Origin of the sequence: Moraxella sp. (assembly GCF_030525845.1) — a bacterium.
Taxonomy (GTDB): Bacteria; Pseudomonadota; Gammaproteobacteria; order Pseudomonadales; family Moraxellaceae; genus Moraxella.
Genome location: NZ_JAUNDY010000007.1, coordinates 36,992 through 58,468, shown reverse-complemented (window position 1 = coordinate 58,468; position 21,477 = coordinate 36,992). Strand labels below are relative to the sequence as shown.

General features: G+C 43.9%; 24 protein-coding genes. 8 read left to right on the top strand and 16 right to left on the bottom strand.

What is annotated here, in order from left to right:
• Positions 1-74 precede the first annotated feature (74 nt).
• The 6 genes from tsf to Q4B79_RS04395 form a co-directional block, all read right to left on the bottom strand.
• Positions 75-953: a translation elongation factor Ts gene (gene tsf / locus Q4B79_RS04420; protein ID WP_303085222.1), complete on the bottom strand. Its 879-nt coding sequence runs from the start codon at positions 951-953 to the stop codon at positions 75-77.
• A gap of 99 nt (positions 954-1,052) precedes the next feature.
• Complete coding sequence (gene rpsB, locus Q4B79_RS04415; protein WP_303085221.1) at positions 1,053-1,799, bottom strand: 30S ribosomal protein S2; 747 nt, start codon at positions 1,797-1,799, stop codon at positions 1,053-1,055.
• A 217-nt stretch (positions 1,800-2,016) separates the two neighbouring features.
• Entirely contained in the window at positions 2,017-2,472 is a 456-nt protein-coding gene (locus tag Q4B79_RS04410; protein ID WP_303085220.1) for a chemotaxis protein CheX, read from the bottom strand.
• A 103-nt stretch (positions 2,473-2,575) separates the two neighbouring features.
• On the bottom strand, positions 2,576-2,938 hold the full coding sequence (locus Q4B79_RS04405) for a response regulator (protein ID WP_303085219.1): 363 nt from the start codon (positions 2,936-2,938) through the stop codon (positions 2,576-2,578).
• Between the two features lie 58 nt (positions 2,939-2,996).
• Positions 2,997-5,177, bottom strand: coding sequence for an ATP-binding protein (locus tag Q4B79_RS04400; RefSeq protein WP_303085218.1), 2,181 nt, complete (start codon positions 5,175-5,177; stop codon positions 2,997-2,999).
• Between the two features lie 280 nt (positions 5,178-5,457).
• Positions 5,458-6,162 (bottom strand): SPOR domain-containing protein, encoded by a 705-nt coding sequence (locus Q4B79_RS04395; protein ID WP_303085217.1) that lies wholly within the window; start codon positions 6,160-6,162, stop codon positions 5,458-5,460.
• Positions 6,163-6,361: 199 nt separating this feature from the next.
• On the opposite strand from Q4B79_RS04395, the gene Q4B79_RS04390 reads away from it, so the two are divergent.
• Positions 6,362-6,583, top strand: a complete 222-nt coding sequence (locus tag Q4B79_RS04390; RefSeq protein WP_303085216.1) for a DUF2788 domain-containing protein — start codon at positions 6,362-6,364, stop codon at positions 6,581-6,583.
• 26 nt (positions 6,584-6,609) lie between these two features.
• Here Q4B79_RS04390 and murJ read toward each other — a convergent pair whose 3' ends face one another.
• The 4 genes from murJ to msrA form a co-directional block, all read right to left on the bottom strand.
• Positions 6,610-8,160: a murein biosynthesis integral membrane protein MurJ gene (gene murJ / locus Q4B79_RS04385; RefSeq protein ID WP_303085215.1), complete on the bottom strand. Its 1,551-nt coding sequence runs from the start codon at positions 8,158-8,160 to the stop codon at positions 6,610-6,612.
• A 181-nt stretch (positions 8,161-8,341) separates the two neighbouring features.
• The gene (gene ampD / locus Q4B79_RS04380) at positions 8,342-8,938 is read right to left on the bottom strand and encodes a 1,6-anhydro-N-acetylmuramyl-L-alanine amidase AmpD (RefSeq protein WP_303085214.1); all 597 of its coding nucleotides are present in this window, start codon (positions 8,936-8,938) and stop codon (positions 8,342-8,344) included.
• A gap of 147 nt (positions 8,939-9,085) precedes the next feature.
• A complete protein-coding gene (locus tag Q4B79_RS04375) occupies positions 9,086-10,471 on the bottom strand; it encodes a lytic murein transglycosylase (protein WP_303085213.1) in 1,386 nt (461 codons plus the stop codon).
• 73 nt (positions 10,472-10,544) lie between these two features.
• Positions 10,545-11,060: a peptide-methionine (S)-S-oxide reductase MsrA gene (msrA, locus tag Q4B79_RS04370; RefSeq protein WP_303085212.1), complete on the bottom strand. Its 516-nt coding sequence runs from the start codon at positions 11,058-11,060 to the stop codon at positions 10,545-10,547.
• A 69-nt stretch (positions 11,061-11,129) separates the two neighbouring features.
• Here msrA and cmoA point away from each other — a divergent pair, with 69 nt between their 5' ends.
• The 6 genes from cmoA to cmoB are packed head-to-tail and all read left to right on the top strand — an operon-like array spanning position 11,130 to position 14,199.
• Positions 11,130-11,891 (top strand): carboxy-S-adenosyl-L-methionine synthase CmoA, encoded by a 762-nt coding sequence (gene cmoA / locus Q4B79_RS04365; RefSeq protein WP_303085211.1) that lies wholly within the window; start codon positions 11,130-11,132, stop codon positions 11,889-11,891.
• Between the two features lie 25 nt (positions 11,892-11,916).
• Entirely contained in the window at positions 11,917-12,471 is a 555-nt protein-coding gene (locus Q4B79_RS04360) for a TIGR00645 family protein (RefSeq protein ID WP_303085210.1), read from the top strand.
• Positions 12,472-12,480: 9 nt separating this feature from the next.
• Positions 12,481-12,726: a hypothetical protein gene (locus Q4B79_RS04355; protein WP_303085209.1), complete on the top strand. Its 246-nt coding sequence runs from the start codon at positions 12,481-12,483 to the stop codon at positions 12,724-12,726.
• Positions 12,704-12,997, top strand: coding sequence for a hypothetical protein (locus Q4B79_RS04350; RefSeq protein WP_303085208.1), 294 nt, complete (start codon positions 12,704-12,706; stop codon positions 12,995-12,997). Before Q4B79_RS04355 ends, Q4B79_RS04350 begins: the two co-directional genes overlap by 23 nt.
• Before the next feature lie 9 nt (positions 12,998-13,006).
• Positions 13,007-13,150 (top strand): hypothetical protein, encoded by a 144-nt coding sequence (locus tag Q4B79_RS04345; protein WP_303085207.1) that lies wholly within the window; start codon positions 13,007-13,009, stop codon positions 13,148-13,150.
• Positions 13,151-13,176: 26 nt separating this feature from the next.
• Positions 13,177-14,199 (top strand): tRNA 5-methoxyuridine(34)/uridine 5-oxyacetic acid(34) synthase CmoB, encoded by a 1,023-nt coding sequence (gene cmoB, locus Q4B79_RS04340; protein ID WP_303085206.1) that lies wholly within the window; start codon positions 13,177-13,179, stop codon positions 14,197-14,199.
• Between the two features lie 5 nt (positions 14,200-14,204).
• On the opposite strand, the gene Q4B79_RS04335 is transcribed toward cmoB, so the two are convergent.
• Positions 14,205-14,657 (bottom strand): hypothetical protein, encoded by a 453-nt coding sequence (locus Q4B79_RS04335; RefSeq protein ID WP_303085205.1) that lies wholly within the window; start codon positions 14,655-14,657, stop codon positions 14,205-14,207.
• Positions 14,657-15,373: a ribonuclease PH gene (gene rph, locus Q4B79_RS04330; RefSeq protein ID WP_303085204.1), complete on the bottom strand. Its 717-nt coding sequence runs from the start codon at positions 15,371-15,373 to the stop codon at positions 14,657-14,659. Before rph ends, Q4B79_RS04335 begins: the two co-directional genes overlap by 1 nt.
• Before the next feature lie 133 nt (positions 15,374-15,506).
• On the opposite strand from rph, the gene Q4B79_RS04325 reads away from it, so the two are divergent.
• The gene (locus Q4B79_RS04325; RefSeq protein WP_303085203.1) at positions 15,507-16,796 is read left to right on the top strand and encodes a tetratricopeptide repeat protein; all 1,290 of its coding nucleotides are present in this window, start codon (positions 15,507-15,509) and stop codon (positions 16,794-16,796) included.
• A 32-nt stretch (positions 16,797-16,828) separates the two neighbouring features.
• Here Q4B79_RS04325 and Q4B79_RS04320 read toward each other — a convergent pair whose 3' ends face one another.
• The 4 genes from Q4B79_RS04320 to coaBC all read right to left on the bottom strand — a co-directional run bounded on the left by Q4B79_RS04320 (position 16,829) and on the right by coaBC (position 21,454).
• A complete protein-coding gene (locus Q4B79_RS04320; RefSeq protein ID WP_303085202.1) occupies positions 16,829-18,532 on the bottom strand; it encodes an AMP-binding protein in 1,704 nt (567 codons plus the stop codon).
• A gap of 211 nt (positions 18,533-18,743) precedes the next feature.
• Positions 18,744-19,499: a sulfite exporter TauE/SafE family protein gene (locus tag Q4B79_RS04315; RefSeq protein WP_303085201.1), complete on the bottom strand. Its 756-nt coding sequence runs from the start codon at positions 19,497-19,499 to the stop codon at positions 18,744-18,746.
• Positions 19,500-19,509: 10 nt separating this feature from the next.
• On the bottom strand, positions 19,510-20,241 hold the full coding sequence (locus tag Q4B79_RS04310) for an SGNH/GDSL hydrolase family protein (RefSeq protein ID WP_303085200.1): 732 nt from the start codon (positions 20,239-20,241) through the stop codon (positions 19,510-19,512).
• Entirely contained in the window at positions 20,231-21,454 is a 1,224-nt protein-coding gene (coaBC, locus tag Q4B79_RS04305; RefSeq protein ID WP_303085199.1) for a bifunctional phosphopantothenoylcysteine decarboxylase/phosphopantothenate--cysteine ligase CoaBC, read from the bottom strand. The genes Q4B79_RS04310 and coaBC overlap by 11 nt, the downstream gene beginning before the upstream one ends.
• Between the last annotated feature and the right edge of the window lie 23 nt (positions 21,455-21,477).

The window sequence follows — 21,477 nt, the reverse complement described above, 5'->3', positions numbered from 1 at the left end:
GCATTTTTATCATTATACCCCAAAAATAAAAAATACGCCAAACGAACATTTGGCGTATTTGTACAAAGCGATGATTAGGCTTTGGCAGCAGCTTGAGCAGCGGCAACTTCGGCAGCGAAGTCTTCTTGCTTTTTCTCGATGCCTTCGCCCACTTCTAGACGCTTAAAGCTAACAACGGTAGCGTTTTCAGCTTTAAGTACATCGCCAACTTTCTTGTCATTGTCCATGACATAAGGTTGGTTTACAAGCGTTACTTCGTTTAGGTACTTTTGGATACCGCCAGTAATCATTTTTTCAACCACATTTTCAGGCTTACCAGATTCTTTGGCTTTGGCTTCGATGATGTCTTTTTCACGAGCCAAGATGTCAGCAGGTACGCCCTCTGCATCTACTGCTAGTGGATTAAAGGCGGCAACTTGCATGGCAACGGCTTTGCCAAGCTCTTCTGAACCACCCTCATAAGACACGACCACACCGATACGCAAACCGTGACGGTAGCTAGCTAGGTTGGCACCTTCAATAACTTCGGCACGGCGAACTTGAACGTTTTCGCCAATTTTTTGTACCAATGCCACACGAGCCTCTTCCACGCTCACACCATCTTCATAAGACAAGGCGGAGATGGCTTCAACGTCTGTGGTATTGTTAGCAAGTGCCAATTCAGCCACTTTGTTAGCAAACGCAGTAAAGTTTTCGTCTTTGGCAACGAAGTCAGTTTGGCAGTTTACTTCTAGTAGTAGGGCTTTGCCAGCAGTCTGAGCGATAATGATCGCACCGTCAGCAGCGATGTTGCCTGCTTTTTTGGCGGCTTTGGCTTGACCTGATTTGCGTAGGTTATCAATGGCAAGTTCGATGTCGCCACCTGCCTCTTCTAGGGCTTTTTTGCATTCCATCATGCCTAAGCCAGTACGCTCACGCAATTCTTTAACCAGTGATGCAGAAATTTGAGTCATGGTAATTACCTTTTTAAAAATAATTAATGATAAAATTTATCAAAAAAAGGCATGAACGTTTGTACAGACATTCACGCCTTTCTTTATGAAACAAGAAAATTATGCTTGCTCGGCGTTTTCTTGGGCTTGCTCGCCACCTTTGCCTTGAGTTTTGGCATATTCTTTGCCAGCGATGATGGCATCAGCCATCGCAGTTGCATACAAAGTTACGGCACGAATCGCATCGTCGTTGGCAGCAATAACGTAGTCTACGTTGTCAGGGTTGGAATTGGTGTCCACCACGCCAATCACAGGAATGCCCAAGTTTTTGGCTTCTTTGATGGCAATAGCTTCGTGGTCTACATCAATAACAAAGATGGCATCAGGCAAGCCATTCATGTCTTTGATACCGCCCAACGCACGCTCCAATTTTTCCATATCACGAGTACGCTCCAAAGCTTCACGCTTGGTTAGCTTGGCAAAAGTACCGTCTTCGGCTTGCTTTTCTAGCTCTTTTAGGCGAGTGATGGATTGACGAATGGTTTTCCAGTTGGTCAATGTACCACCAAGCCAGCGATGGTCAATGTAAGGCATGCCAGCACGTTGAGCTTGCTCACGAATCGCCTGACCTGCCGCACGCTTGGTACCCACAAATAGGATTTTGTTGCGGTTAGCCGCTTGTTGGTTGGCGAAAGTCAAAGCATCGTTAAATTGAGCAACGGTATGCTCTAGGTTGATGATGTGAATGCCGTTACGAGCACCAAAGATGTACTGGCTCATTTTTGGATTCCAGTAGCGAGTTTGGTGACCAAAGTGTGCGCCTGCTTCTAATAGGTCGCGCATAGAAATTTGAGTAGGATTTGACATGATAAGTCCTTAGAGTTTGGGTTATGCCTCCACGAATACACTTCGCTGAATTCATCAAAAGATAAACACCCCAGCAAGCTAACGCAAGCCTGTCAATGACAGACTTTATTCGTGTGTGTCATTAAGTTAGTAAAATGCTAAAAAGCCGTTTATTGTAACACCTTTTTGGGATATTGACAATCAAAACATCAAACCCACCAAAAAGGTGCTTTCTATCTTAGTTGCTGTAACCAACACAAATGCCAATCACACCATCATGCTCACGCCAGTGAAAGGGAATTACATAAGTACGTTTTTCCTTTGGTAGGAAGCTTGCACTTGGTGCACCATCAACAATTTTTGGTGGCGAGATGATAAAGTCCGAACCAAACTCGGTACGAGCGTTACCTGATACGGTGTTTGCAACTTCGCCAATTAGGTCTTTAAGAAGTGCCAATGAGTTCTCAGGCTCTCCTAGTGTAATGAGCAAATCACGCAATAATGGTGTCTCAGCACTCACATAAACACAGCCTGTTAGAGGTCCTGTGATGGTAATGATACCGCTATAATCATAAGCCAATGGTGTGGCATTGCTGTTAAGATAAGGTGTATCTACTTCGGTCAGTTTTTCGCCAACTTGGTCGAAAAATGCCATAACCGAGCTGATAAATACATTGAGTTTTTCTGCTTTCATAAAACACTCTCAGTTTGTTTGCGATATTCCCTTTGAAAAGGCTTATCTTAATAAAGTCTTAATCTTAAATCATAATGATAAAGTATTTATCATCAATCCCATTTTAGTCGTGCATCAACTCATCAAGTGCCGCCACCAGCTCCTCATCAGAGAACGGCTTGCACAAAAAGCCACTTGCACCCAAAGACAGTGCTTGAATACCCGTTGCTTTATCAGACAGCGCTGATACCACCAAGATACGGACATTCTCATCAAGAGACACTAGCTTCTCAATACACTCCAATCCATCCATCTGTGGCATGGTCAAATCCATCGTTACCACATTTGGCTTGTGTAACTGAAATTTTTCGATGGCATCTGCTCCGTTATTTGCGGTAGCTACCAGCATAAATTGCTCGTTATTATAAGCACGTTGAATACGATTTCTGATGATGTTTGAGTCATCGACAACCATTAATTTATGCATAACAAACTCCACTAAAACTTCGTAAGCACACACTTACGAAGTTAGATTAATTATTTAATTACATAGGTAGCTTAATCACAAAACGACAGAATTGACCTTCTTCGCTTTTTACATTGATTTTGCCACCAAATTCTTTAACACGATCTTTGACGATGTCTAGACCCACGCCACGTCCACCGTCCTCATCAGCATGCTCTTTGGTGCTAAAACCAGAAGAGAACAGCATGTTCAATAAGCGACTTTCTTCAAAGGTGCGCACCTCTTCTTCGGTGTGTGTACCCTTAGCAATGATGCGTTGGCGAATGGCTTCATAATCAATGCCTTTACCATCGTCTTCCATGCTAAAAATAAAGTCGTTCTTGTCTGCACCTGCATGAGACTGCACCATAACCTTAACCGTGCCTACTTCGCCTTTGCCGTTTTGGATACGGGCAGTTGGCGTACCAATACCATGCACGATGGCATTGCGTAGTAGCTGTACGCACAACTCTTTGGTAACTGTTTTTAGGTGCGAAGGAATCTCTTGACCTTCTAGACCTTGAATATCAAGCTCTACCAGTTTACCTTGACGCTCTGCAATGTCTTGGGCAAAAGAAGTTAGATAATCTCCCAGCTCTTCTTTGGCGTTTAGCATGGCTGGCACGTCATCAGTAGAAGTGTTTTCACTTCTTAGGTAGTCTTCTTGTGCTTTTGGTGCATGCTCCTCATGACCGAAGTTAATCATGTTACGAGCGGCAGCATTAATACGCTCGCCTAGACCCGTAATGGTGTTTGACAGGCTAAGTAGCTCATCTAGATGTACCGTCAAAGGCAAGAAGTCGTTACCTGATAGAGTGGATTGGTTTTGGAGGGCTTGAAGTTTATTTTCAGCCTCAGAAGCAATCTTGGTAAAGCTGTGCAACTTCAATGCTGACGCTTCACCTTTTAAGCTGTGCATTTCACGATACAGCGTCTTGGTCTTGTTTTGGAGTTCAAGCTGTGAACTACCAGGGTTTTTTAGGGTATTGTTCATCTTCTCAATATGACGATGCGTGTTATCGATGAACTCACTAATGACCGATGGAGATACGTTCAAGATGGTGGTCAGCATCTCAATCTGCATGTCGTTTTGGGCACGTTCTTGTTCTAGACGTTGTTCTAGGCGTACCGCATCAGTAATATCGTTTACGTTGACCAGAATACGAGCGATGTCTTTACCCTCATAAACTCGCGAGAATTTAAAGTCAAGGTAGCGGTTTTCGCTGTTGCCGTCTTTATTCTCACGTTGAATCATCACTTTGTTAAGTGGGTTCAAGCTGTCCACCAGTTTTTCTTTTACACGTGGATTATAAAGCTGATCAATGAATTTTTGGGTGGTATCAAGGTCTTTTTCGGAGATACGGTTACGCAAAATCGTATTTAGACTCTCGCCGCCAAGTCGGTCTGTACCCATGATGTCTTCTAGTACACGAGAGTGCTGATGACCGATAACCAAATCTTTATCCAAAAGGAATAGACCTGTGTTTACCGTCTGCATGATTTCGGTGGTCTCTTGACGTGCTGCTTCGGTCTCAGCATCCGATTCACGTAGACGTCTTAGTACAACCAAAATAAAGATGGCAAAGTAAACCAAAATCGCACCCACTCCAATCAACTGTACGATACGAATCTGGGCAGCTTGGTTTTCATAGATGTTGGTAACCTCTGAGGTTAGTCCATGCAAGGCATCGTTCATCGCCAATGAGGAGATTTTGGCTTGTTCACCGACCAGACGTAGAGGCGTACTAGCATCTTTGGTAATATCGCCCACCACCGACAAATAAGCTTCTACCCTAGGTTTCAAAGCATTCCACTGCTCACGAGCGATACGCATGTTTTCAAGCGTCTGTGCATCTGTAATTGTTGCTAGCGGGTGAGCATCTCCATGCACGTCCACATAGCTTCTAGACCCTTCGATGGCACTAAGGTTTGTCTCAATGGTTTTGGAGGAGGATTCAAGACGTGCCAACACCTCTTTCATGTGTGGAGAGGTAATGTCCTCACCATAACTTAACTGCATGTCAAAGATATCTTTAATGACAATCTGGGTATCGTTCGCTACCGTGTGTGTAGCGTTAGATAGAGCAGCGTGACGTTCTAGAACGTTAGAGGCGTAGAACGTATAAGCCAACAATGCAAAAATCAGCACCATGAACAGCGACATCGAGACAATCAAGCCTTGATAACGCCCCTGCATCTGCGTTGCAGTATTTTGAGACATAAATACTCCTAACTGGAAAGGGTGGTGGTTATGCATCATGATTTTTGGTTATAACACACACAACCATCACTGACACAAGTATTCGCTAAAATATATCCAATACACAAGTACACTTGACTTGATAGAATTTTAAGCATACTCTATGTATTATAACATAATTTACAAGAAGCGTGTCGAACATTTATAACACAATTTGTAACAACTTAAAAACAAATTAGCAAACCAACGGTCAATCATTCAAACACCCACACAATTCCTTTAATGAGAATATTTTATGTGTTTAATGTTTTTGCTCAACAATCAATGCATCAATGCCATTATCTTTGAGTCTACGGCTAGCACGGGACACCTCACTGGCATTCATGACATTGGAGACCACTTGATATATCTCCGTGTCATTATCCATGCGTTTGATAACACGTGCGTCCACCCCTGACATCATGACCTCAGCACGCATGCGATCAGCCTCCTCTGGGTTGTCATAGCTGCGGATTTGCAAGATATAGCTGTTTTGAGAGATGCTGATTTTGATGTTATCCTTTGTATCATCACCGTCATAGGTCGTCTCTTCCTCGACAATCGCTACGCCTTGATTTTGGGTGTCTACTTTCTCTGCGGGCGTGATTACTTTGGTAGCTTTGTCGGCATTTATCACCACATCAGGCTTCACGCTAGATGCCACAGCCACCTCTTCTGTTTTTTCGCCAACCACGCTACGCCCCATCTGAAACTCCCGCTTGGGAAGCACTTCATAGAACTCATAATTTTCAGGTTGTTCTGGTGTGGCGGGCAGGGGTTGTACTTGCATGGGCGGATTAACATCTACATCCGCCTTAAAACTATCAAACAATGGCGATAAATACAAAAACACGCCAACCATCACCGCAATCATCGCCCCCACAAACATCCACAGCAGGCTAGCTAGCCCAGATGAAATCCTGTCCTTTTGTTGGCGACTAATTGGTTTGTCATAATTTTTTTTCATATCATACCTTTGTCTTGTGGGTTTATCCCAAAGAGATTATCGGTTGCCACCTAATTACATATATCTGAAAAACTTGCAAATTATAGCAATTTTTACAGAAATTGTTATCATGATATTGTAAAATTTTTTAAATATCGCATACATACATTTGTTGATCGGAATATGCTATAATGCCTATTTTTAACATGGGGCTAATTTTATGATACTCGCCATTTCCGAAGGAATGATTGTCAAAATTGGACTTTATGGATTATTGCCTGCGTTTATTGCATTTTTGTTTTTTATCATGTGGGACATGGCAAAAAAATCCAACGCAGGCAAAGCAGGGACATTTTGGATTTTTGTGGCATTAGGAGCAGGTTTTGTGGGTTTTTTACTCAAAATCGTCATTGAATTTGCCGTAAAAACGTGGCTTGAATAACCACGTTTTTTTCACAGCCTACTCAATTACCCATGCTTTAACTGTCTAGGTCTAAATCCAGTGGCTAGCAATACCACCCCATAAACAGTCGCTCCCAAAATACAAATACCGATTAAAATACCGATTTTTGCCCATGCCGTGCCGTCTGTCGGATAAAAAGGCAATGCCACATAGAGACTGACGGTCATGGCAAGGGTGGCGATGACAAATTGAGCTCCCATTTTGTACCAATGTTTGCCAAAGTGCCAAATGCCTCGTTTGTGTAAAAAATAGTAGAGTAGTCCAGCATTGACAAAGCTCGCCCCAGTCGTGGCAAGGGCAAGACCGCCATGCAAAGGCAGTTTGGCAAGATAAAAAATCCCAATAAACAACACGCTAAAAATCATGTTGGCAAATACCGACACGATGCCGATTTTGACGGGCGTTTTGGTGTCTTGACCTGCAAAAAAGGCAGGGGCAAACACCTTGATGAGCATAAAGCCTAAAATCCCGCCTGCCATACATTGTAAGGCAAGCCCTGACATTTGACCGTCCAGTTGGCTAAATTCACCCCGAACAAATAGGGCGTTCATCAGCACATCGGACAGCACAAACATCGCCACAGACGCAGGTAAACCAATTAGGATAATCAGACGCATCGCCCAGTCTAGCGTTTTGCCAAATTCTACCGTATCGGCTTTGGCACGGCTTGCTGATAGGCTAGGCAAAATCACCGTGCCAATCGCCACACCAATAAGACCCAACGGCAACTCGCTCAGTCGCTCCGCTGAGTAGAGCCATGAGACTGAACCATTCATCATTTTGGAGGCAAAAATGGTGTTCAGTAGTAGGTTAATCTGCGTAACCGACACCCCAAAAATCGCAGGGAGCATGAGCGTCAAAATGCGTCTTACACCTTCGTGTTTAAAATCCACGCTTGGGGCGACGAGCAGTTTTTTACGATACAAATCAGGCAGTTGTATGATAAGCTGTAACACACCTGCGACCGCCACCGCATAGCCCAATGCCATGATGGATTTATCAAGTAAGGGGGCGATGAGCCATGCTCCGACTATCATGGAGATGTTAAGGAGGACGGGGGCAAAGGCAGGCGGGGCAAATTTACCATAGCTTTGTAAAATACTGCCAAAAAACGCCGTCATCGAGATAAAAAACAGATAAGGAAAGGTCAAGTACAAAAGCTCGGTGGCGGTGGTAAATTTGTCAGGGTCGCCCACAAATCCAGGGGCAAATAACTGGATAACAAACGGAGCAAGAGCCAGCACGGCAACGGTCAATACCAGCAAAATCAAGGATAGCACGCCTGAGACTCGGCTGATGAGTAGCTGGATTTCATTTAGAGTTTTTTGTTCTTTGTATTCGGTCAAAACAGGCACAAAGGCTTGGGAAAATGCCCCTTCGGCAAAGAGCCTGCGTAAAAAGTTGGGGATTTTAAACGCCACCAAAAACGCATCCATGAGTCCGCCTGCCCCAAACACGCCCATGAGTACGACATCACGCACCAAGCCCAAAACACGAGAGAGCATAGTCATGGAGCTGACGATGAGGGTGGAGCGAAATAAGCGAGACTTTGCCATGATGATAAATAATAAAAAGAGGGTATTATAATAGATTTTTGCTAAAATGGCGTGAAAAAATGATGAATTTGTGTTTTGGCATTTGATGCATGCGTGCTTGAAAATCTCCCACCAAGCCCAAGCATGCCAACAAGTAAAATCGCCCTTAACCGCCCATATTTTATACCAACAATGATTGTTATTATGCTTTGTTCAGTTTATTTTGTACCATCTGCCGTAATTTATGCCACTCAAAATGCTCGCCTGGGTCGCTCTTACGCTGTGGGGCAATGTCGCTATGTCCCATCAGCTGTCTTTGCGTGGCAGGATAAGCAGTATAAATGGCGATAATGATGCTCGCTAGCACCTCATATTGCTCATCGGTAAAGGGGGTAAAATCATCACCCTCCAACTCAATACCAATGGTAAAATCATTGCAATTTGTCCTACCTAAATAAGAAGACTGTCCAGCATGCCACGCCCTATCATCAAAGTTCACAAACTGCGTAACCGTACCATCTCGCTCAATAAACAAATGAGCCGATACCTGCAAATTGGCAATCGTCTTAAAATACGCATGGTCGTTGGCGTTTAGCTTATTTTGAAAAAAGGCTTTGACAAAATGCACGCCATCGGCATTGGTACGCCCAAAATTAGAGGGTGGCAGACTGATGTTATGAATGACGATACCGCTGATGATGGCGTTGGGTGGACGCTCATTAAAATTGGGCGAGGTCATCACATTGGCACCCTCTAAGATGCCGTGATTAATACAAAAATTTGGGGCTGGGTGTTTCATAAGGCCTGATGTTTTGGGGTTTGTGATATCATACGCTAATTTGCTGGTTTTGTGTATTCTTTATGAGCAATTTTTTACCATTTTCAAATCCACCCAAAAAAACACCGACAGTAAATCATTTACCATCGGTGCTATTGTCTCATAAAATCAGTTGGTGCTTGGCACAAGACTTATCGATCCATCTTGATGATATACACGGCGATAGATAACAGTACCAGCAGGAGCATTATGAGAGCTGGGACTAACCGCCCCCCAAGTGGTTCCGGCAGAGGACGTGGGTGTACTAGGCACACTCACCGCAGACTGCACACCGCCTAAGCTGGCAGTATTACCCATAATCAAGCGATAGAACTTTTGTCCAGCACGCCCATCAGGGGTAACGCCCATTTTGCGTTGGTATTCTCTGATGGCACTACGTGTACCATCGCCGATGATACCGTCCACATTGCCAATCTGATAGCCGTGACTGATGAGGGCTTGTTGAATTTCTTTGGCTTCTTTACGGCTGATGCCAGGGTCATCTGTTGGCCAAGCGGTGGCAAAGCTCGTATTGGTGTTGCCAGTTTCTAAAAGGGTGGATAAATGAGCAATCGCCAATGCGTAATTTTCAGAGGCATTATAACTATAAAAGGTGTCAAAGTTTTTACCCACCAAAAACGCAGGTCCTTGTCGCCCAGCAGGAAGTAATAACCCTGCACTTGCCATATTATTTGGTAGTGGACGACCATCAGGTAGGGTCAATCCCATGCTCTGCCAATGAGAAATGGACTTTTTGGCGGTGCGACCACTCGCCCCAGAGTAGCCATTGAGCTTCACTTCATAGCCCCATGGCTCGCCCGTACGATAGCCTCTTTTTACCAAGAAATTGGCGGTACTGGCAAGAGCGTCTGCCTTAGAATTCACCAAATCTTTACGTCCATCGCCATCAAAATCCACCGCCAACTCCAAAAACGTACTCGGCATGAACTGCGTTTGACCGAACGCCCCTGCCCACGAGCCTGTCATGTCTTCACGGCGAATGTCGCCATTTTGGAGGATTTTTAGGGCGGAGGCATACTCGCCACGAAAATAAGACTGACGGCGGTCAAAGCACGACAAAGTCGCAAGGCTTGTAATCAAATCTTTTTTGCCCAGCGTCTGCCCAAAATTACTCTCCACACCCCACACGCCTAACACATGCTCTGCTTTTACGCCATAGCGATTTTCGATACGTCTTAGCACGTCTGCCATCTCTGTCTTGGCACGCAAGCCATCTGACACACGCTCACTATCGACAAGCGAGGCATGATAATCCCAAACGTCCTTTTTAAATTCTGGCTGATAATTGAGCGAGCGAATGACCGTAGGGTCAGGCTCACTGGGGCGATAACGCTCAAACGTGCTAGCCACCCCCTTAAAATTGGCGGAAGTTTTTAGGGTGTTTAGACATTGATTAAAATGACTTTGTGAAAGATTTGGTAAATCATTGGCATGAGCAACGCCCATCATCAAAACAATACTACTTAATACAAATGGTTTATAAGAACGCAACATCGAAATTCTCTAAGCTAAAATTGAACATGATAGCGGATTTTTATCCAAGATAAAAGTAACTTTTGGTAACACTCTATCGCAACAGATGTCCAAACTCTGTTTTTAACTTCATCATTTTTGGCAAAATCACAAAATGACAATAAGGCTGGCTTGGGTTACTCACAAAAAATTGTTGATGATAATTTTCAGCAGGATAAAATTCTTGTACAGGCAAAATGTGCGTTACAGCATGAATGCCTTGTTGCTTTAATTCGTCTAATTTTTGCTTGGCAATGGTCTCTTGTTCATCATTGACAAAAATAACAGAAGCGTACTGCGTGCCAATATCATTGCCCTGACGGTTTAGGGTGGTAGGGTCATGCATGGCAAAAAATACAGTTAAAATTTCATACAAATCAATAACTTGTTCATCAAAGGTAATTTTTACCACCTCGACATGCTCGCTCTCGCCTGTGCAAACCGCCTCATAATTTGCCGTCTGTGCCTCACCTCCCATGTAGCCACTGATGGCACTTTGCACACCATCAATCGCCGAAAACACCGCTTCTACACACCAAAAACAGCCCCCACCAAGTACAATACTCTGCATAAAAAAACCTATCGTTTTTGCCTAAAAATGGTAAAATAGCAAAAAAATTTTGATTTGTAAAATAATAAAATGACCAGCTCCCATCACGACACCCTATTTACCACCCCCCTTGACAAATCCGCCCGCTTTTCTTTTGATGAAGAAGTGGTTGCTTGCTTTCCTGATATGATTCGCCGTAGCGTACCAGGTTATGGGCAAATGCTCGCCATGCTCCCCATTTTTGCTCGCCGTCATTGTGCTTATCGTCAGACGAATGCCGATGGGCAAAAGGTTAGCCGTATTTATGATTTGGGAACTTCTTTGGGGGCGGTCAGTTTTGCGTTGGCGGATAAATTTAATGCCGATGAATTAGAAATTTTGGCGGTGGATATTTCCGCCCCAATGATTAATAAAGCCAAAACGGTATTGAACACTCATTATCCCAATCATCACATTGACTTTATTTTGGCGGATATTTGTGAATTAGACTTGCAAGAATGCGATATGATTGTGCTTAATTTAACTTTGCAATTTTTAGCCCCAGAAAAACGCTTGGATTTATTAAAAAAATGCCACAAAGCCTTAGCCAAAGGCGGCATTTTAATATTAAGCGAAAAAACCCATTTGATAGACGAACAAGATAATGCATGGCTCACCGAACGCTATTATGATTTTAAAAGAGCCAATGGGTATAGCGAATTAGAAATCAGCGGCAAAAGAAATGCCTTAGAGAATGTGTTAATTACCGACAGCGAACAAGCCCATCATGAGCGATTAAAACAGGCTGGTTTTGAAAGACAAATGACTTGGTTTCGGTTTTTAAATTTCATCTCAATCATCAGCTTTAAATAACTAATTTATATTTTAAGGAATATTTATGCCAACCAATCCAAATACCGACATCGAAAGCACCGCCATCGGCATTGAAAGTCGCCAAAGTATTTTTGCCAAAGTGATATTTGCCAGCCGTTGGTTACAATTACCCATTTATTTGGGATTGATTGTCGTGCAAGCCATTTATGCTTATAAGTTTTTAAAATCGCTATGGCATTTGATTGTGAACTTAGGACAAATGGACGAAAACACCATCATGCTAGCGGTGCTTGGTCTTATTGATGTGGTGATGATTGCCAATTTGCTCGTGATGGTCATTGTCGGTGGCTATGAAACTTTTGTCTCTCGGCTCAATGTGGACGACCACCCCGACCAACCCGAATGGCTAAACCACGTCAATGCATCCGTGTTAAAGGTCAAACTCTCCATGGCGATTATTAGTATTTCTAGCATTCATATGCTTCAAACTTTTATTAACGCTGCCAATATGAGTGAGGCGACCATGAAATGGCAGTTATTGCTCCATTTGGGATTTTTAGCATCGGCGATTGCGATTGCTTATACCGATAAATTATTGCATAATGTTTCTGGTCATTAAGGGGAAGTTATGACAACTCAATATCTTGTTAAAATGAATGACAGCTTTGTAGAGCAATTAAAAAACTTTGCCAAAGAAATGGGGGAAGAATTATCCATTATGGCATTTGATGAAAAGAAATATATCATTAGAAAAAATGAATTACCGCCCTTTAATCAAGCCTTAGAAAAATTACCAAAGGCTAATGATAATGAAGATTTTTTTGTTCGAGATTATATAGATACAGGCAATCGTGAAATTGATTGGGGTGAATAAAGTGTATTTGTATGATACTAATGTGATTAGTGAATTAAGAAAGAAAAACCCCAGTCAAAATGTGCTAAATTTTCATCAATTTGTCAATGATAATGGCTATAAAATCTTATTGAGTAGTATCGTTTTTGGCGAAGTGTTGAAGGGTATTACTTATTTACAAAATCGTGGCGATGTTACACAAGCCAAACTAATTCAATCTTGGTATGATAAAGAATTAAAACCAATTGAGCATTTGGCATTGGATTTTGATTTGGATTGTACCAAAGTTTAGGGCAATCTAATGGCAAAAAATCCACAAAACCCTGTGGATAAACAGCTGTGTGCTACCGCCATTGTTCACGATTTGATTTTGGTAACTCGTAATACCAAACATATTGACGATACGGGTGTTAAATTTATTAACCCTTTTGAATTTCAACTTTAACAACTTATAATTTGATAATTGATAAAATGAACACCATTTTCCAAGCCGAACAAGCCTTATATTTAGAACTTTTATCGTTAAGTCAAAAACACCCAATCGCCAATGACTGGTTAAAAAATTTACCAGAATGGATAGCTCATATCAAAAATAAAGAACGCTATGCCAATGCCACTTATTTTGAATCGGCGGTGGACAAATTGCCAGTATTAGAAGTTAATAATATTGATTTAAACGCCAGTAACATTACCGCTCATATTGATTTTAATATCGCTGAATTAAAAAAGAGTGAAGCCTTATTAAAAACCCTAATGCCTTGGCGAAAGGGCGGCTTTTATTTTGGGGGTGATGACAACCATATCCATATTGACACCGAATGGCGAAGTGATTTTAAATGGGATAGGGTCTTACCGCATATCAGCGATTTAAAGGACAAACGGGTGCTTGATGTTGGTGGTGGCTCGGGTTATCACGGTTTTAGAATGCTTGGCGAAAATGCCAAAACGGTGATGGTGATTGACCCGTCTTGTTTGTTTTATTATCAATTTATGGCAATTAAAAAGTTATTAGGTGGCAATAATCCAAACCCCATTTTAAACCGCATTCATTTTATTCCCGTGGGATTGGAGCAATTACCACAAGGCGATTTATTTCATACGGTATTTTGTATGGGGGTGCTGTATCACCGTAAATCGCCTTTTGAATGTTTGGAGCAATTAAAAGCCCAATTGGTCAAAGGCGGAGAATTGGTCTTAGAAACTTTGGTGGTGGACGGCAATGAAAATACCGTGCTTGTGCCAAAAGACAGATATGCGATGATGAATAATGTCTATTGCTTACCGTCTGTGCCTGCTTTAACATTATGGCTTGAAAAAGTTGGCTTTAAAGACATTAAATGCGTGGATGTTAATATTACCACCACCGATGAACAACGGGCAACCGAGTGGATGGGTTATCATTCTTTACAAGATTTTTTAGACCCGAATGATAGTGCCAAAACGGTGGAAGGTTATCCACGCCCAAAAAGAGCGGTGATGATTGCCAAAAAATAAACCAACTACAAAATCCGTATCGCTCTTTCTTGCTTTTCTAGGGCTTTACCCTCCAAGACCGATTGGGCGACGTGGCATTCTTTGACATCGTCAAAGCCACTAATGTGCCATGTCCTACCCAAATCTTTGATGATGAGTTTATTATCCGTCAAATGAATATATGCTTGCTCACTAAGCTTGATGGTTCGCCCCTCAAAGACAAACGCACGATTTTTGATAGCAATTTGACCGCTGACGATGTCGCTTTGGTATTTTTGGCGGTTTTTATAGAGATTAAAAATAAAAATCAGCACCGCAAACACCGCCATGAACCCAATGGTTATCTGAACAGGGGCAACCATCGCCACCACCGCCACGACCACCGCCAAAGCCAGCAGTCCCAACGAAAACCAGTACAGCGTATTTTTGGGCGTGCCATTTAGCGTAATCAGCACGCCATCATCGATGACTTTTAGCATTACCAGCCAAGTGCCTGTTTTTGGGCTTCAAAAATCTCTTTAATGCCATGTTCGGCAAGGTCAAGCATGGCATTTGCCTGTTCACGAGTAAAATGCTTGTCCTCTGCCGTGCCTTGAATTTCAATAAATCCGCCCGCCTGCGTCATTACCACGTTCAAATCAGTATCGCAAGTTGAATCCTCACTATAATCCAAATCCAAATACGCCTGACCGTCTTTGATACCAACCGATACCGCTCCCACCAGCCCAATCAAGGGGTCGGTAGTGAGCTTTTTATCTCGTTGTAAGGCTTCTAAGGCATCAATGAGTGCCACCGCCGAACCTGTGATACTGGCAGTACGAGTACCACCATCCGCTTGAATGACATCACAGTCTACATAAATGGTGTTTTCGCCAAGTTTACTCAAATCAACCATCGCACGCAAAGAACGCCCAATCAGACGCTGAATCTCCATCGTGCGTCCTGATTGCTTGCCCTTCGTCGCTTCACGTTGTGTGCGAGTGCCTGTGGCTCTAGGGAGCATGCCGTATTCGGCGGTCAGCCAGCCTTGACCCTGACCTTTGAGCCAGCGGGGTACACCTGCCTCAATACTGACATTACACAAAACTTTGGTATCGCCATAGCACACCAGCACCGACCCTTCGGCGTGTTTGGTGTAGTGGCGAGTGAATGAAATGGGACGAAGTTCGTTTAGGGCTCGGTTGTTGTGTCGCATGGCTCTCATCTTGTCAAAATAAAACGCATTGTAGCAAGTTTTTTGTCAAAGGGCAAAATTTTCCCCTCAAACGACCCAAAAAACACACAAAATTCTTGCTATAATAGGCTAAATACTCACTTCTTACTTCGTTATGGATAATCACGACTTTGCCACATTAAACCATCAGCTAACCGCCATCGCCCACAGAGTTCGTCATGCCTTAGATGCTCATGATTACCCACTTGCCAAACGAATTTTGACAGAACAAGGATTAAAACTACTGCCCAACCACCCCATTATGCTGAGCGACTTAGCATATGCAGAAAGTCAGCTTGGTAGGTATAAAGAGGCTTATGACTATCTACAAAAAGCCCTCACACATTATGACAACACGCCTTACCGTCCTGACCAACCCAAATATACTATTTATGATACATTGGTATCGGTGTGCGGACAACTAAACCGTAATGAGGAAGCTTACTTTTACGCCAAAAAAAGCATGGCAGATAAAAAGAAATCCGCCCTACAACACAAACCCCTACCCCTACCCCTACCCACGCTCCCTCATAAAGGTCTACACCCTGACAAATCCAAAAACATCATCGCCTACTCACTTTTTGGGGCAAATCCTCGCTACTGTGAGGTAGCAGTCATCAACGCCACCCTAGCTCCGCACATCTATCCTGAATGGACGTGCCGTTTTTATGTCGATGATAGCGTACCTGGTCATGTACTTAGACGACTTGCTCAGTATCACGCCCAAATCATCAAGGTTAACCGAAAAGAGCTGGGATTTTCTGGGCTGTTTTGGCGGTTTTTGGTGTTGGCAGATGAAAATGTGCATTGCTTTATTATTCGTGATGCAGATTCGCTACTTTCTTACAAAGAGCGTTATGCGGTTGATGAATGGCTAAATTCTGGTAAATTTTTTCACATCATGCGAGATGATGTCTGCCACAATGAACTTATTTTGGCGGGCATGTGGGGTGGCTATACAGGGGCATTTCCTAGCATCAAAGAGGACATGCAAGTGTATTTTGGTAGCCTAACCGTCCTAAATAAAACCATTGACCAACAATTTTTGCGTAATCACATTTGGGTTACGGTCAATCAAAGCGTGCTGGTGCATGACAAAGTCAGACTAGAAAAAGACAGTTTGCCCTATCCTGATTATCCGTTGTCCGACATCGAAAAAATCCCCTATTTTCATATCGGCATGGTTGATGCTCGCGCCAAAGCAGTCATCGCCGAAGTCACCAACTCCGATGCTAAACGAGTACAATGGCAACTGGTTAATCAGCACAACCACCCAATTTGCTCCTACGAAGCTGACGTGATAACCCAAAACAATCGTCGCATCATTAAGCTTTATTTGCCGTATTTTTACACCCAAAAAATTGAACACGAACATTGGCAAATCCAAACCAAAACGCTGGCATAATAAAAAACCGCCAAATCAGGCGGTTTGTGAAGTTATTTGTTTTTATTGGCTTCTAGCTCTCGCAAATCTTTGCGTAAAATCTTACCTACGTTGGATTTGGGGAGAGTATCGATAAACTCAATGTATTTTGGGCGTTTATAGCCTGTGAGGTTTTCTTTTGCCCATTTGATGATTTCTTTTTCGGTTAGGCTGTCGTCTTTTTTGACGATAAACGCCTTAACAAGCTCGCCACTATATTCGTCCGTTATACCAATCACGCCACACTCCAAGACTTTGGGGTGAGCGGTAATGACTTCTTCGACTTCGTTGGGATAGACGTTAAAACCTGACACCAAAATCATGTCTTTTTTGCGGTCAACGATTTTAAAGAAACCTGCCTCGTCCATGATGCCGATGTCGCCTGTTTTAAAATAACCATCAGCCGTCATCACTTTGGCGGTTTCATCAGGGCGATTCCAGTAGCCTGCCATGACCTGAGGACCTTTAATGGCAATCTCGCCAGCCTCACCCATAGGTACTTCATTACCATCATCATCGAGCAAAATCACGTCAGTATTTGGGAAAGGCACGCCAATTTTACCTGTATAACTGCCCGGTGGGTTGAGTGTCGCCACAGGCGATGTCTCGGACAAACCATAACCTTCTACGATATATGTACCCGTCAATCTCTCCCAAGCTGCCGCCGTACTAGGTAGCACCGACATACCGCCACCCAAAGATAGGCGTAGATTGCTGTGGTCAAGTGATTTAAAACCTTCGTGGCTGGCAAGGGCGTTAAACAAAGTGTTGACCGCAGGGAAAAACACGGGGCGGTACTTGGCAAAATCTTTGGTCAGAGCATCAAAATCACGAGCATTGGTAATAAGTAGCAAACTAAACCCCATTTTCATGGCAAGCATCGACACCGTAAACGAAAAGATGTGATACAAAGGCAAAGCGGTGGCGACATACTTGCCTGTCAAGTCCTCATCCGCTGGGAATACCTTATGTACAAAGGTCATGCATTGCTCAACGTTGATGATGAGGTTTTTGTGGGTAAGCATCGCCCCTTTGGCAACGCCTGTCGTACCGCCAGTGTATTGAAGGACAGCAATGTCATCAAGACTCACTTGGGGGCGTTGATAGCGACTGGCAGAGACAGCGTTTAAAGCCTCTTTAAAACTCACAGCATTTGGCACATTCCAACTAGGCACCATTTTTTTGACATGACGCACCACCAAATTTACCACAAAACCCTTTAACCCCATCATGTCGCCAATACTGGCAACGATAATGTGCTTAACTTGTCCCTTATCCCTGACTTTTTCGAATGTGTGGGCAAAATTCTCCACAATAAATAATGCTTTGGCTTCGCTGTCTTTTAGTTGGTGTTCAAGCTCATGTGGCGTATATAGTGGATTGATATTTACCAATGTCATACCGGCTCGTACAATCCCCATCACTGTCATCGGATATTGAAGTACGTTTGGCATCATCACAGCGACTTTATCGCCCTGCACCAGCCCAAGCGACTGCAAATAAGCGGCAATCTGTCTGCTATACACGTCAAGCTCACGATACGTGATGGAAGCACCCATGCAGGTCAATGCTACCTTATCGCCATGCAGCCTAAAAATTTCATCAAATGAATCTAGCAGGGAATTTACGTTATTTGGCACACTAACCGTTAAATCAAGATTGGCTTCATTATAAGTTTTGACCCAAGCTCTGTCAGTGGGAACGGTAAAGTTTTGCATGGCTTTTCCTTAATTTTGTTTAGATTAATACATCATGTACCACACGGTACAACTGTTGGGAATATTACACCATTTTCGATAATTTTCCAAATGGTTTTTGGCAAAATGCCCAAAATTTACAACATATGTACATTAACACAACAAAGACCAACAGCCCATCAAATACCCCCATCAGCTCATGCGATGAACCTACAAACAATCCAATTTTAATTTATAAAATCCCTTGCACACCCTGCCAACCGACCTTCACCCCAAGCCCGACCAGCACCCATAAAATCAGCGTACGAAATTTGGCGGACGGCAGGCGTTTGCCAAGCCTTGCCCCGATGACAATGCCAAGCACCGACAGCACGGTTAAGCCGATTATCATCGTCCAAGTTTGAACAGGAACTTCTAACAAAACTTCTTTTAACACAATGGCTTGTACAATTTTATTGACAAAATAACACAAATTACCCACCTTAATAATCGTATCCTTATCATCAGTCATTGACAAAAGATACATCAAAAGCACGGACGACATCGCATTGGTTGCCCCACCGACCACGCCTGCGACAAAGCCAATGACGATAAGCGATGTCGTGGTATTGGGCAGGGTGATTTTTTTACCCATAAGACTGGTAACGGCATACCACAACACCACCACCGCTAAGGCAAGCATCAGATAAGCAGAATTAACCACCAAAAGCAAATACGCCCCTAATGCACTACCCAAAATAGAAACCAATACCAGCGACCAATATTTTTTAAGATAAAATGTAGCATTGTGCCACACACCGCCTGAGCCACCGACCCAAGCGATAAAATTAAGCACCGCCGTTGGCACAAGCACCAACACAATGGCAGTGGTTAGCCCATAGACCCCCGACAACGCCCCAATGGTAATGAGCGGAAAGCCCATTCCTGCAATGCCGTGCAATAGGCTTGCAATGATAAATAAGGGAATCAGCCAAAGTTCAAATTTCATAAAAGTCCTTTTATTTTAATAAGTTGGCAACACACCCCACCAAAGTATCCGCCCACACCCCATAAGTCAGCTTGCTTGGGTGAAAGCCATCTTTGGCAAACATCGCTTGGCGGTCAAGCTTGACTTTATCAAATTCATCTTTGACATAATGCACGCCTTGATAGGCTTGGCAAATGTCTGCCAAAATCACACTTAACTGTGCCGCTCGCCGTCCGATTAAGCCATTTAAGGGCGTGGGCAAACTTGGGGCTAGGTGCATTGGGGGCAAACTCAAAAACAGAATGTGCGACACGCCAAATTTGCGTTTTAAGATGGCGATGATGGCGTGTAGATTGTCCGCCCACGCCTTATCGGAGCTGGCTTTGATGACATCATTGACCCCAATGCTGATAATCGCCACATCAAAGCTACACGCACCCATCGCATACAAACGGTAGAGTAAATCAAAACTGGTATGTCCGCTGGTGGCGTGTAGCTCGGCATTGACGCCCAAACCTTGTTCGGCAAGCCCCTTGCCAATCCGCCCAAGCGGAGCGTCATCTTGACTGTCCACGCCCACGCCCGCCCCTGCACTGTCGCCAAAAATCGCAAGCGACACCGCATTATCCCCACCGAACCGCCTGACCCGCTCGCCATCAGGCTCGGGCAATCTTAGGGTGGTTTTGGCAACCCTTTTGGCTTGGGCATAATAAATCGGAGCAAGCACCAAATCACGCTTGCGGTTTAGTAACTCAATTGCCATTTAATAACCTTGCCACACAGTCCACCAAATTTTGAGCAATCTTATCCTTACTCATTTTAGCCAGTTTCACTTCATTAAATCCATATTTCTCAGCAAAAAACACCGTCATCGCATTGTCATCAGAGCCAAACCCAATCGTTTTATCCGAGACATCATTACAAGCAATCATATCCAAATTCTTGGCGATGAGTTTGCCTTTGGCATAATTTTCCACATCGTTGGTCTCGGCTGCAAAACCAACCGTTAAAAGGTGTGGATAAGTGGTGGAAATTGTCGCCAAGACATCAGGATTTTTGACAAGGTGTAAGGTCAAGCCGTCATTGTCGGCGGTTTTTTTAAGTTTTTGTGTGGCGATACTCTCAACCCTAAAATCCGCCACAGCAGCGGTGGCGATAAAAATATCCGCCGTTTGGCACACTTCCAAGCATACTTTTAACATCTCGTCAGCCGTGCCTATCGTGATTTTGTCCGCCCCCATTGGCGTGGGCAAATTGACCTTTGCCCCTACGACAAGGACGACTTTTGCTCCTGCATTCACGCACGCTTTTGCAAGCGAGTAGCCCATTTTACCTGTGGAATGGTTGGATAAGTAGCGGACGGGGTCAATGGGTTCAAGCGTTGCCCCTGCGGTGATGACAACTGTTTTGCCCGCCAAAGTTTGGGCGGTGTTTTGGACGGTTAAAAATTGGTTAATTTGCTCGCATAAACTCTCTGGCTCGGGCAATCTGCCTGCCCCGACATCGCCACACGCCTGCTCGCCGCTGTCGGGGGGAATGATGACAAAGCCAAAACGGGCAAGTTTGGCTAAATTGTCCTGCACAATGGCGTTGCCCCACATCGCCTGATTCATCGCTGGCACAAGCATCACAGGGGCGGTGGTGGCAAGAATGACATTGGTTACAAGGTTGTCCGCCAAGCCATTCGCCAGTTTACCAATGGTATTGGCACTTGCAGGGGCAATCACCACCAAATCCGCCCATTTGGCAAGCTCAATGTGCCCCATGCCTTTTTCGGCGGTTTCGTCCAAAAGCTCAGTATGCACTTCATTGCCTGTCAAGGCTTGCAAGGTCAAAGGTGTGATAAAGGCACACGCCCCTTGTGTCATCATCACTCGCACACGGTGTCCGTTTTTGATGAGTAGGCGTGCCAAAATGGCGGATTTATAGGCGGAAATACCGCCTGTGACGGCAAGAAGGATATTTTTGGGGGTCATTAACTTAGGTCTTATCATTAAAA